The 12753-nt window shown below is 48.0% G+C and carries 13 protein-coding genes; 5 read left to right on the top strand and 8 right to left on the bottom strand.

Going from position 1 to position 12753, the window contains the following annotated elements; translation table 11 throughout:
- The first annotated feature begins 23 nt into the window (after positions 1-23).
- Positions 24-758, top strand: a complete 735-nt coding sequence (locus FQV26_RS13815) for an SIS domain-containing protein (protein ID WP_146558123.1) — start codon at positions 24-26, stop codon at positions 756-758.
- A gap of 192 nt (positions 759-950) precedes the next feature.
- Here the strand turns inward: FQV26_RS13815 and FQV26_RS13810 are convergent, their stop codons facing one another.
- From FQV26_RS13810 to FQV26_RS13795, 4 genes are all read right to left on the bottom strand, one after another.
- On the bottom strand, positions 951-2273 hold the full coding sequence (locus FQV26_RS13810) for a CitMHS family transporter (RefSeq protein ID WP_146558122.1): 1323 nt from the start codon (positions 2271-2273) through the stop codon (positions 951-953).
- A gap of 177 nt (positions 2274-2450) precedes the next feature.
- The gene (locus FQV26_RS13805) at positions 2451-3158 is read right to left on the bottom strand and encodes a response regulator (protein WP_146558121.1); all 708 of its coding nucleotides are present in this window, start codon (positions 3156-3158) and stop codon (positions 2451-2453) included.
- Positions 3155-4804, bottom strand: coding sequence for an ATP-binding protein (locus tag FQV26_RS13800; RefSeq protein WP_146558120.1), 1650 nt, complete (start codon positions 4802-4804; stop codon positions 3155-3157). Before FQV26_RS13800 ends, FQV26_RS13805 begins: the two co-directional genes overlap by 4 nt.
- Before the next feature lie 317 nt (positions 4805-5121).
- Positions 5122-5727 carry a YdhK family protein gene (locus tag FQV26_RS13795; protein ID WP_146558119.1) on the bottom strand — a complete coding sequence of 202 codons (606 nt, stop codon included), beginning with the start codon at positions 5725-5727 and terminating at the stop codon, positions 5122-5124.
- Positions 5728-5861: 134 nt separating this feature from the next.
- On the opposite strand from FQV26_RS13795, the gene FQV26_RS13790 reads away from it, so the two are divergent.
- From FQV26_RS13790 to FQV26_RS13780, 3 genes are read left to right on the top strand one after another with little or no spacing between them, the layout of a single operon-like run.
- On the top strand, positions 5862-6848 hold the full coding sequence (locus tag FQV26_RS13790; RefSeq protein WP_146558118.1) for a F510_1955 family glycosylhydrolase: 987 nt from the start codon (positions 5862-5864) through the stop codon (positions 6846-6848).
- Between the two features lie 34 nt (positions 6849-6882).
- Positions 6883-8271, top strand: coding sequence for a sensor histidine kinase (locus tag FQV26_RS13785; protein ID WP_146558117.1), 1389 nt, complete (start codon positions 6883-6885; stop codon positions 8269-8271).
- Entirely contained in the window at positions 8264-8932 is a 669-nt protein-coding gene (locus tag FQV26_RS13780) for a response regulator transcription factor (protein WP_186759966.1), read from the top strand. Before FQV26_RS13785 ends, FQV26_RS13780 begins: the two co-directional genes overlap by 8 nt.
- A gap of 240 nt (positions 8933-9172) precedes the next feature.
- Here FQV26_RS13780 and FQV26_RS13775 read toward each other — a convergent pair whose 3' ends face one another.
- The 4 genes from FQV26_RS13775 to FQV26_RS13760 form a co-directional block, all read right to left on the bottom strand.
- Complete coding sequence (locus FQV26_RS13775; RefSeq protein WP_146558116.1) at positions 9173-10651, bottom strand: phytoene desaturase family protein; 1479 nt, start codon at positions 10649-10651, stop codon at positions 9173-9175.
- A 106-nt stretch (positions 10652-10757) separates the two neighbouring features.
- Positions 10758-11084 carry a four-helix bundle copper-binding protein gene (locus FQV26_RS13770; protein ID WP_146558115.1) on the bottom strand — a complete coding sequence of 109 codons (327 nt, stop codon included), beginning with the start codon at positions 11082-11084 and terminating at the stop codon, positions 10758-10760.
- 100 nt (positions 11085-11184) lie between these two features.
- Positions 11185-11439 (bottom strand): SHOCT domain-containing protein, encoded by a 255-nt coding sequence (locus tag FQV26_RS13765; RefSeq protein ID WP_146558114.1) that lies wholly within the window; start codon positions 11437-11439, stop codon positions 11185-11187.
- A gap of 32 nt (positions 11440-11471) precedes the next feature.
- Positions 11472-11729, bottom strand: a complete 258-nt coding sequence (locus FQV26_RS13760) for an SHOCT domain-containing protein (RefSeq protein WP_186759951.1) — start codon at positions 11727-11729, stop codon at positions 11472-11474.
- Between the two features lie 172 nt (positions 11730-11901).
- On the opposite strand from FQV26_RS13760, the gene FQV26_RS13755 reads away from it, so the two are divergent.
- Positions 11902-12441 (top strand): GNAT family N-acetyltransferase, encoded by a 540-nt coding sequence (locus tag FQV26_RS13755; protein ID WP_146558112.1) that lies wholly within the window; start codon positions 11902-11904, stop codon positions 12439-12441.
- Positions 12442-12753 lie beyond the last annotated feature (312 nt).

Genomic DNA, 12753 nt, shown 5'->3' with positions numbered 1-12753 from the left:
TAAAATTGTCTGGAGCTGGTAACATGTTAAGCAGTTATTTCAAAAAAGCGCAGGAACGCCTGGAGCTTGTGGAGAAAAATGAACAGCAGGCTATGAAAGAGGCCGCCGGAAAAGTGGCGAATGCGATTCAGGCCGGTGGAATCGTCCAGTTATTTGGATGCGGCCATTCGCATATTTTAACAGAGGAAGTGTTTTACCGCGCCGGCGGATTGGTGCCGATCAAGCCGATTTTTGTGGAACCGTTGATGCTGCATGAAGGGGCGGTTCAATCCTCGCAGCTCGAGCGAAAAAATGATTATGCGTCCGGTTTTTTGCAGGAACAGGATTTTGGTCCGGACGATGTAGTTTTTGTTATCTCCACCTCTGGCCGAAATCCGGTACCGGTAGACGTCGCACTCGCTGCGCGTGAGAAAGGGGCATTCGTTATTGGCCTGACGTCGCTCGAGTATTCCAAAAGCCAGCCTTCCCGCCACAAAACCGGACAACACCTGTTCAACTCGGTGGATTTGGTCATCGACAACCACTCGGTTCCGGGAGATGCGATCCTTTCGTATGAAGGCGTTGACGTCCCGTTCGGCCCGACCTCGACTGTTGTCGGAGCAGCTATCTTGAACGCTGTTTTTGCAGAAGCCATCAAAGAAATGGCCGATACAGGCTTTGAACCGCCTATTTTCCTGAGCGGCAATATCGACGGGGCAGACGCACACAATACGCAGCTGATCGACAAATACAGCAGTCGGATTGCTTTGTTGTCTTGAATGTTTTAGCGCGCGGCAGAGTCTTTCTGCCGTGCTTTTTTTATGCAATTGGGGCTGAACGCCCGTAAATTTCGCTGAGCGACTGCAAATCTTCCTGAGCGACCATAAATCTTGATATTCCGCAAACAATCAAAGAAATCCATACAAAAAAGGCAACTGCGGTGTCAATCGCAGTTGCCCTTACTGAAATTTTTATACAACACCGATTAAAATTGAAATTCCAAGCAAGACAATGCTGAATCCCCACATGATAAAGAGCGAATAGCGGATGTGGCGGCCCATTTCAAGACCGGCTAAACCAAGTGCCAACCAAAGGGCCGGTGAAAACGGGCTGACGAACGTGCCGATGATGTTGCCGATAACCATAGCATATGCAGCAGAAAGCGACGATACACCAAATTGCGTAACCACTTGCTCAACAATCGGCAGCAACGCGAAATAATAAGCGTCGGTACTGAGCAATAAATCAAATGGAACACCGAAAAATCCAATGATGATGTGAAGATAAGGAATGACGAAAGCCGGCAGGATTTTCACCAAATCATTGGCGATGGAATCGAGCATCAATGTGCCATTTAGAATACCAAGGAACGAACCTGCCGCCAAGATGATGGCAGCCATCAATAAAGCACTTGGTGCATGGTCTTTGATTCGGTCCATTTGGTCTTTCATGTTTGGATAATTGAGTGGCAAGGCCAGACTGACGCCGATCATGAACGCGAAGCCTGCAGGAATGACGCCCCATACAAGCACACCAATGACGGCCAAAGCAAGAATGGTATTGGCCCATAGAAGTTTTGGACGTCGCAGGGAAGCAGCTTTTAGAGACGCCTCGTCCTGTGAGTCTTTGACAACCGGTTGGGCTTCTTTGTAAATTTCTTCGTTGAAGTCGCCTCGTTTGGCGATCAAGCGTTTTTCACGGATGGCCAATAAAACCGCAAGGCCGATCAGTAGCACTAAGCCGATCACCTGGACTTTGATCAAGGGGCGCCACAGTTCCGTGACATCCATACCGAGAACGGCTGCGGTGCGGCCAAGCGGACCTCCCCATGGCAGCATGTTCATGATGCTGGCGGACATCCCGACCAGAAGAAGCAATAAGTAAGGGTTCATTTTCAAGCGTTTGTATAATGGCAATAAAGCAGGGATGCTGATTAGGAAAGTGGAAGCGCCTGAACCGTCAAGCTGTGCCACGGATGCAATCAATACGGTTCCGACAGCTACGGCGATGACATTTCCGCGTGATACCGCGATCATCTTGTTGATCAAGGGATCGAACAGGCCCACGTCCTGCATGATGCCGAAAAACAGGATAGCGAAGATGAACATGATGACGACGCTCATAACGGAGTCGATGCCGCTATTGAAAAACTCGCCGATTTCAGCAAAGCTGAATCCCGCCACAAATGCAGAAACAATCGGCACCAGAACAAGCGCTACAATCGGTGTGATTTTATTGCTGATGAGTAATGCGACAATGACCACAATGGTCAATAAACCAATAATACTTAACATATGAGTTCCTCCTCGAAGTAAAAGTCAGTAATGAAGGAAGAATTGTAAACGCATACAAAAACGTATTCATTATAAAATCCCTCTGCTTCTAAGTTATAACTCTAAACTTAGCACAGAAGGATTTGAAAAATAAGATTATTCGATTAAGTGAACTAAAGAGCGTTTAGGTGGTTTTGTTCATTTTGTCCACGGAACGTAGCGCCTTTCGGGGCGGCCGATTTCCCCGTAATTCAATTGGGCTTTCGCTTCACCGATGGACACAAGGTGTTCCAGGTAGCGGCGGGCAGTCGAGCGGCTGACGCCCACCGATTTGCCGGTTTCCATGGCGTTGATGCCAACGGGCGCAGAAGATTGCAGGATTTCCATCACACCGACCAAAGTCAGCTGATCGATGCCTTTAGGCAATTCACTATCCGGCGAAGCTGCAGGAACGGCAACCGGTTCAATGCCGATTAGCCGGTCGATGTCCGTTTGTTCCAACTCCTGTCGGGAAGTCAGCAAATTTTTCTGTTCACGGAATCGCAGCAAAGTCTGTTCAAAGCGGGGGAAATCCACCGGTTTGACGAGGTAATCAAAAATGCCGCAGCGCAGCGCTTCTTCAATTGTTGCAGCTTCTTTCGCTGCCGACAACATGACGACATCCAGGTGATGGAAGCGGCTGCGGATTTCACGCAGCAATTCAAGCCCCTTGCGGTCGGGAATAAAAACATCCAGTAAGATCAGATCTGGCAACTGGCGGCAATTTTGCAGGAAATCCATCGCTTCATCGCCAGTCTTTGCAACACCATTTACTACGTAGCCATCCACTTGTTCCACCAGCTGATGGTTGATTTCGGCAACACGGAAATCATCTTCTATAATCAATACATGAAGCTCTTGTTTCATAAGCCTATCTCCTTTTTGGGTAATGAAACGACAAAGCAGGCTCCGCCGAGTTCACTTTCCTCAGCAAGCAATTCACCGCCGGCCAAGTCGATGAGTTGTTTGGTCGTACTCAAGCCGTAGCCGTGATCAGTACCGGCTTTTGACGAAACACCAACTTCGAACAAATATTGTTCCTGTCCTTTTGGAATGCCAGGTCCGGAATCATCAATTTCCAACACAATGTCATCACCGACATCGGTAAAGTATAACGCAATGCGGCGATTTTCTATCGGCAGCTTCTTCACTGCATCCAGTGCATTATCAATCAGATTGCCGATTGCCGTTACTAAAGCGCGGCTTTGCTGTTCTGGCAAAGGCGCCTTCAGCCGGCTGTCCGGATCAATGACCAGCTGGACCTGTTGCTCGCTTGCCTGATTCAGTTTGCCAAGCAGAATCCCGCTGATCAGCGGGTCTGTCACCTTGTCGATCACTTGCTGGATCCATTCCTGCTGGATATCATGCTCCATGCGAATAAAATCAAGAACGTCCTGTTTTTTATTCAAATGTACCAGCCCTGATATGGTATACAACTTATTTGAAAATTCATGCGTCTGTGCGCGCAGCGCATTGGCATACTGCTTTACATGCGACAGCTCTTTTGTCAGCCTGTCGATTTCGGTTTTATTGCGGAAAGTGGAAACGGCGCCAACCAGCGTATCTTCGTAATAGATCGGACCCGAGTTGACGTAAACCGCATGGCTGCCGTATAGCTGTTCCTTGTCGAAACGGCTCTTGTGCGTCTCCAGAATTTCAGGCAAATCGGAAGTCGGAAGGACCTGCCGGATTGGCTTGCCGATGAGTTCATCCATGTTTTTTTCGCTGCCGAACAGCAATTGCTGCGCCATGTGATTGAGCAAAGTGATGTGCCCTTTATCGTCCACTGCAATAATGCCTTCATGGGTCGACTGCAAAATCGTCTCTTTCTGAAACAAGAGCCGGGAAATTTCTTCCGGCTCCAAGCCGTAAAGCTTTCGTTTAATATAGGTGGCGATGGCAATGGCTACTCCGATAGCGACAGTTGCAATAATCACGAGCATCAGCCATAATTCGTGCGTGTAGTCGCCGATCAGCGTCTGGATATCATCGGCGAGAAAACCAACAGAGACTACCCCGATAATATCATTGCCCGAATAGATCGGAACTTTTGCGCGCAGCGAATTGCCAAGCGAACCGGTTGCCTCGGAAACATAGGAATCGCCGTAAAAAAGTGCGCGTTCGTTGTCCTCGCCAACCATCTTTTTGCCGATCTGTTCCGGGTTCGGATGCGAATAGCGGATTTCATCCCGGTTGCCGACAACAATAAACTCGGCATCGGTCGATTGCTGTATCGGCGAAACAAGCGGCTGAATGATCGCTGCCGGATTGTCTGTTTCAAAGGCCAGCGCAATATCTGGGTTGAGCGCAACACTTTCGGCTACACTCAATGCCTGTTTGCCCAATTGGGTTTCCAGGGTCTCGGTAATGAAAGTACTGAGGAAAATTCCGATGACCAACACAATCGCCAGGATCAATAAGCCAATCAATGCAATCATCTTCATTTTTAAGTTCAGCTTATTTTTCGGTTGAAAGGGCCGCTTCTGGATATCGGCTTCGTGGAAATGAATCATGGGGGAGAGCTCCTTAATGAGTTTCTGCTTTTTGTAATAATACCATATGTGAGCATTCATGGATTGAGCCATCGGACGAGAAGTGAAGTCGTAATGAAGTTGAATTTTTGGAGTACTCTAAAGTCGATAGGCCGTAAAGACCCTTGATCGATCAAAAATTCTTTTGAACGACCATAAATTTTCATGAGCGACTGCAAATTCTCCCGAACGACTGTAAATGATATAAACATTCTCAAAATCTAGGCAGTGTCGAATATTCAGTACATCCCACACCATAAAAAAATCCCTCGCACAATTGTGCAAGGGGACCCTTCATTTTATTCAGCTGATAATTCGCTTTCGGTTACCCATTTATGATTCACGACTTCTTCACCACTATCGGTAGTAGTGAAATCGACCATGTAGACTGTGGTTTCTTCGGCAGAGTCGATTGTTGCAGTGGCGCCGTCCATGCCTTCCATATGATCTGCGGCGATAATGGCTTCATCGCCAGCAGCAAGCGGGGCATCGCCAGCACCCTCCAATTCTTCATGGATGATCCATTTGTGGTTTTCGATTGGATCGCCGCCCGTAGTCGGTGTAAAGCTCAACGCATAAACCGTTGTGTCGTAAGCACCAACAATCGTCGCCTCAGCACCATCCATACCAGGCATATGGTCAGCATTGATGACGGCTTGGCTGCCAACTTCAAATGTTGGATTTTCGGCTGCTGCCAATCCTTCAGGGACCTCGCCAGAGCTGGAGTGGTCCATGTCTCCGTGATCCATGCCTTCATCCATTGCTTCGTCCATTTCTTCGGTCATGTCGACTTGGTTGTCGGGATCGGCCGGGTTGATCGCATCTTCTTCTATATCACTGCAGGCTGCCAGCGTAAGCGCTGTAATCGTGGCCATCGTCGTCATCAGAATCTTATTTTTTATCATGTCAATCCCTCTTTCATTCCTTTAGTTTTTATACTGTACCCAGAAATTATGCAAATGGTGTGCAGAATCTGCACAAAAAATCAAAACTTTTCTAGTACAATGAAACTTAATGGAGTAAGAGGGGGACAAATGAAATGAAGAGGAAATGGATGTGGGTTCCTTTACTGAGTGGCTTGCTGCTTACAGCATGCGGCGAGGATGAAGTGCCGGAAACACCGGAGGCAGAAACTGCAGCCACTGAAACCAATGAAACTAGTAAAACGAATGAATCCGACAAAAACGCTGATGAATTTGAAGTAGCTTTAGAAGGCAGCTTTGAGCATGTCCATGGAATGGGCTATATCGAAAATGAAGAAGGTTTGTATTTCGCATCGCATCATGGCTTGAAGATTTACCGGGAAGGCGAGTGGCTGGAGACGGCTGAACAGTTACATGATTATATGGGCTTTAACGCAGTCGATGACGGGTTCTACACATCCGGCCACCCAGGTCCCGGCTCAACGATGCAGAATCCGATTGGCATTCAGCGCAGCATGGACGGCGGACGTTCACTGAAACACATGGGCTTTGAAGGCGAAACCGATTTCCATGGCATGGCAGTCGGCTATCGCAGCCATCATCTGTTCGTCATGAACCCAGTGCAGAATTCACAGATGGGACCGGGCTATTTCCGCAGCGAAAATGAAGGGGCGGAGTGGCAGCAAGTAGAGGGTGCCGGATTGGAAGGCACCATTTATGCATTTTCGATGCATCCGAGCGATTCGCAAGTAATTGCTGCAGCGACTACAGCTGGGATTTTCTTGTCAGAAGATGGCGGAGAAAGCTTCACGCTGCTGACGGATGATGAGAAATCCGGAACAGCTGTGTTCTTCAGCGAAGAAGCGCTGTATTTCGCAACGTACGGTACACAGGCAGAGCTGATCAAGTATACTTGGGAAAATGGGGAGGAGCAGACAGTCGAATTGCCTGATCTGCCTGAAGACGGTGTGCTGTATATTGCGCAACATCCGTCTAATGCAGATGAAGTGGCCATCTACACGGCTGCAGGCCATGCCTTCATTTCAGAACAAGGCGGCGGCAACAACTGGAAGCAGATTTTGAATGCCGGACAAGTAGAATGAAAAAGAGAAATGTTCTGTAACGGCGGAGGTTCTTATGTTCAATAAATTATCCTTGAAAATCGGTTTATTGTTTTTTGCTTTTATTTTAATCATCGAAGCCTTCTTATTTGCCACGTTGTATTTCACCCTCGTCAATGAACGCGTCGATGAAGTGATGGAAAATTTATTAGCGCGCGGCGAAACGCACAGCGATGTGCTGGAAGACAGTTTCGAAGAAATGACGCTTGCCCATGTCAGCATGATGGAGTCGGCTTCGGATTTTATTGTCGTCATTACAGACGAAGCAGGGGAGATTTTAGTCAATTCCGATGCGTTGGAGTCGGAAATGCTGGAAATATTGCAGCATGCGGATTATGAAGAGGGTCCGACCAGCGGTGAAATCGTCGAAGAAGATTGGCAGGATAAGCGTTACATCGCGACGGATAGTCCCATCACGATTGACGGGGTGCACGAAGGCCATGTTTTTATGTTTGCTCCGACGGATAATATCGAGCAAATCATTAACCACTTGAAAAATCAGTTTCTTCTAGTCGGCATCATCGCGGCAATTTTGACCGTCATTACGATACTGCTGTTGTCGCGGCTGATCACTTTGCCGCTAATCCGCATGAAAGAAGCAACTGAACAATTGAGCCAAGGCAACAATCAGGTGGATCTGACGAATGATCGAAATGATGAGCTCGGTGAACTGGCGAATGCCATCACTAAATTATCGACGGACCTCGACCAGCTGAAAAAAGCCCGCAACGAATTCCTGTCGAGCATTTCGCACGAACTGCGGACACCTTTAACTTATATTAAAGGATACGCCGATATTTTGGACCGGCCGGATACAACCGAACAGGAACGGGTAGAATACATGGCCATCATCCGCGAAGAAGCCGCTCATTTGACGGTGCTGGTCGGTAATTTATTCGATTTGGCAAAGGTGGACCGCAATCAATTCTCAATTGAACAGAAAAATGTTTCGATTGCGGACTTATTGAACTCGGTATCAGTTTTAGTGAAGCCGGCATTCGAGGAAGAAGAAATTGAGTTGTCGATAAGCTGCGGCAAGGAACTGCAGGCTTTCATCGATCCTGAGCGTATCCAGCAAGTATTGTTGAACATTCTTGACAATGCACGGAAACATTCGATAGCGGGCGACCGTGTAACGGTGGAATGCTGTGAGGAAGTGAACGGCATCGCAATCCGCATCAGCGATGAAGGACAAGGTATACCCGCAGAAGAGCTGCCTTTTGTTTTCGATCGGCTGTATCGGGTAGAAAAGTCAAGGTCGCGGGAACGGGGAGGATCAGGACTTGGTCTTGCAATCGCCAAGGAAATCGTCGAATCGCATGGTGGACGGATTCGGATTGATAGTCAATATGGCAAAGGGACGGCTGTCACCGTCCGACTGAAAAGGGGTGAAGGTCATTCATAAAGTTCTGCTGGTGGATGATGAAAAACGGATGCTTGACTTGGTGGCGCTCTACTTGCGGCCTTATAACTACAGCTGTATAAAAGCGAGCAGTGGAATGCAGGCATTAGCTCTGCTGAATAAAGAAGCCTTCGATTTGGTGCTGCTCGACATCATGATGCCGGATATGGATGGTTGGGAAGTGTGCCGGGAAATACGGAAAGTTTCAAATGTGCCAATTATTATGCTGACGGCCCGGGAACAGCAGGAAGACATTGTCAAAGGGCTGCGCCTTGGAGCGGATGACTACATGACAAAGCCTTTCAGAGAAGAAGAACTGCTGGCGCGGATGGAAGCTCTATTGCGTCGCAGCTCTCCCGCAAAACGCGTCGAACTGGATGGTTTAATATGGGAAGAGGACCGTTTCGAGCTGAGCTATAACCACGAACCGATTCGGTTGACCCCAAAAGAGTTTTCCATGCTTGGACTCTTGATGAAAAATCCGAACAAAGTATTCGAACGCGATCGGCTGCTGGAATTGGTATGGGGCTTTGACTCGGAAACGGAAGGGCGGACAGTGGATTCACATGTCCGCAATATTCGCGAGAAAATCCGCCAAGCGGGTTTCCCGGTCGACGAACATTTCCAGACAGTGTGGGGCATCGGCTATAAATGGGTCAATTAGAAAACCGCTGCAGAAAAAATTCTGCAGCGGTTTTTTTTTTGCGCACGGCAGCAGGTTTCTGCCGTGCTTGTTTTCGGTAATGGGGGGTGGGGGGCAGATACGGGAATTCGGATGAACGATTGCAAATTAAACTGAACGACCGCAAATCTTCGCGAACGATCGCAAATTAGATTGAACGACTGTAAATCTTTCTGAACGACCGCAAAACAGGCAAGTCGTCCCAAAGTAAATCCACAGAATCTATATCAAACGTTCGCCGGATACCGACCGCGCCGCATGGATGCCACTGGCGGCTGCACCGATCGTTCCACCGCCGGGAAAGATATGGTCGCCGCAGACATACAGGTTCGGCAATCCGGAATGATGAGAAATGGAGTTGAACAGAGCCGCGTCCAAAGTTTGAGGAAAGCCGCCGACAAAGCCGTTCGGCCGTCCAGCAAAGCGCTCCCATGCTTTTGGAGCACCGCTTTCCATGTGGACGATAGCATTGCGGAATTCAGGGATCAATTCGTTAATGGCCTGGAGCATACGCTCCGTTAAAACCTCTCGTTGTTCTTCGTATTTTTCCTGGGTGTTCCAGTTCTCTACCCGCGAATGCGTGGAAATCGTCACTGTCTGGAATCCTTCAGGTGCCCGCAATTCATCACCGGGAACAGAAGAAGACATAAAGAAATGCCCGCCCTCTGCAAGCCCGTCACCTGTTGAAATTTGGCGGAAGGGCGGCAAAGATTCTTTCAGTTTGCTGGAATCGACTGCCAAATACAGAGTCAGTGTCGTCCAGGTTTCACCGGCAATGCCATCTCGCAACGAAGCTTTCAGTTTGGATACGAGCTCGGGTGCCAATATCTTCGGCAATTGTTGGATGGGCACATTCAAGATGACATCAGACGCTTCGTACACATTGCCGCGGTGATCCGTTGCTATCCAAAGTTCGCCTTGCCGTTCCAATTTTCTCAAGGTCCTGCGCTTTTTCAGCATGCCGCCGTTTTCCTTCAGGCTATCGCCCATCAGTTCAGAAAAGCGGTACAAGCCGCCTGGTATGTAATACGCACCTTCATGGTAAATATCAAGTGCCACAGCTGCCAATAAATATGCCACGTCTTTACTGCCAGTCTGCATGCTGTCGATCAACAGGCCATCCAACATCTGGCGGAAAGGCTGCAAATCAGCCAGTCCATGTTTTTTTAGCCGCTGCCCCAAGGTTTGATTGAAGAAAGGCAGAAGTTTGGTGTGCTTGGGGCGCATGGATTTTGCCAAAAACGTCCATTCAGCTGCTGTGGTTGGAGGCAGGGCGGGAAGCGGATCCATCAAAGTACGGACGATGGCGGAAGTCCGGTAGATTTCCTTATAGAACGCACGGATCTGTTCACTGTGCTGAGGAAAGTGAGCTGCGATGCCATCGACATGGCGTTCGCGATCCTTGTGGAATACGAAAGTTGCATCCGGATGAACCATTTCCATGACACGCTCGAGCGGTTCAATAGCCATCGGTTTTCCCAGGTAACGGAAAACGCGATCATGGATGCCGCCAGGTTCAAGGCCCATGCCGAGCGTTGCACCAGCGGGAAATAAATACTTCTTGCGCTTGAATTTGCCGGCGCAGCCGCCGAGTTCCGAAGAAGCTTCGAGCAGCGTCACTTGCCGTCCGGATTTCGCCAGCAGCGAACCCGCCGTCAATCCGCCGATGCCGGCGCCGATTACCAATACTGTTCGTACCATCCGAATCCACTCCTTTGGTTCCATTATGTCGAAAAATTTCCATCTCTGCCATCACAAAAGTCCGGCTGCCGAGGATTTCCCAGCAGCCGGACTTTTAATGAAAAAATTATGCTACGTTACGGCAAGCTTCTGCGCATTTTTTACAGGCTTCTGCACATTTTTGGCAGTGGTCATGGTCGTGTTTTGCACATTCATCGCCACACGCTTCACAAATAACTGCGCATGCCTGTGCCAATTCAGCAACGAATGGCGAGTTGCGGGTAATGGCGTGCTCCAAATAGGCACAAATATCCGCGCATTCCCGGTCTAAGCGAATGCATTGAGCCATCATTTTTACATCGTCTTCCTGTAAGCATGCGTCAAAACAGTGGTTGCACGCTGCTGCGCAATCGTGCAAGGTTTTAATCAGTTCTGCATGTTGTTCATGTGCCATCAATAAAACCTCCAGTTTCAGATTTTGTTGCTTCTCTTTTTGGTTTCCCTTTAAATTGCCAATTAAACGGAAGTTGAGAAACTCGACAAAAACTGCACAATTAGTTTTTTGGCGGACCTTTTAAGTTCCGTAGCTGTTCATTGTATTCCTCTTTGCTGATTTCGCCGTTGATGTAACTCTGATGCAACGCATCAACCGCTTTATTGGGTTCGCTCGGCTCTGTGCTCGCTGATTTATTACGTGCTTTGACCAGTGTAAACCATAGCGCCGTTCCGATTGCGGCTAACAGAACGATAAAGGTAACAGCGATAGTGATTCCCAGTGCCGGATTGCCTGGAGTGAAAAATTCTCCCATTGTCTTCAACTTCCTTTCTACTAATAAAGAGTTTAAGGTCTTGTCGATTGGTTCTCCATTTCCTTTATTCGTTTCTGAAACTCTTCTTTGCTGATTTCGCCATTGGCATATTGTTTTTTTAACAGCTCCAAATCTTGATTCTGTGGGAATAAAGGAGCGTGCCGGATCCCTTTTCGGCTTGTATAAATAACCAATCCAATGAAGGCAATCACCAGAAACACCAGGAACAGCAACATCCAGAGATAAAGTGGAATGCTCGCACTCAAGGAATTCACATCAACAGCTTTCATGATTTTCACGCTCCTCAAAAAAATAAATCCACGCTTTTGGTATAGTTTCATTTTACACGTTTCCTCTATTGAATATCAGCGCATTTAAGGAAACAATAAAGCAAAAAATTGCGAATGGAAAATTCTGATAGTTGTGCTACCATTGATTCACATAGAAAAAGGAGGAATTCCCATGTTCATACATAAAATTGACGATGACTTATCTCTTAAACTTCAGGAAATGCGCGACGCAGAAGAAATTTTTAAATTGACCGACGCATCTCGAGAATATTTGAAAGAATGGTTGCCGTGGCTTGATTTCACTAATGAATTACAAGACACCAAAGACTTTATTAAATCCGGCAGCAGCAACTTTGTCGAAGGCAAAAGTTTGGGAGCGGTTATTCTTTATAAAGGGGAAGCCGCAGGAATCGGCGGCTTTAACAACATCAATCAGGCCAACAAAACTGCTTATATCGGCTACTGGCTTGGGCAGCAATACCAAGGGAAAGGCATTATGACCCGAGTCGCCAAAGCGCTTACCGATTACGCTTTGACCGATCTCAAGCTCAATAAAGTTGAAATCCGTGCAGCCGTGGGCAACCACAAAAGCCGCAGCATTCCTGAACGTCTCGGCTACACCGAAGAAGGCACTATCCGCCAAGCCGAATGGTTGTATGACCACTACGTCGACCACGTAGTGTACGGCATGCTCGCTTCTGAATGGAAGTAGGAAAAGCGTAAGCGCCCGTTTAGCTCTGAAGGGCGTAAGACGCTCTGGCGAAGCGGCAGTTTTCAGCCGCACAGCCAGAGCGGCTTATGACCCTAGAATCTGGGCGCTGGAGTCTGGACAATTAAGAGAAACACAGACAGCTGTTTAGCTTCGAAAAGCTGAAGCGACTCGGGAAGCTAGCTGCCGGAGCTGAACAATAAGAAAAGTTCAAATGTCTATAAAAAACAAAGCAAAGCAGCCTGCCCGCTGCTTTGCTTTTTTGAAAATGAGCGTAGAATACAAAGTATCAGCAGGCGTTTATTCGACTGGAGG

Source organism: Planococcus sp. CPCC 101016 (genome assembly GCF_007859295.1).
Taxonomy (GTDB): domain Bacteria; phylum Bacillota; class Bacilli; order Bacillales_A; family Planococcaceae; genus Planococcus.
The sequence above is the reverse complement of the archived record's forward strand: the minus strand, read 5'-3'. Positions and strand labels throughout refer to the sequence as shown.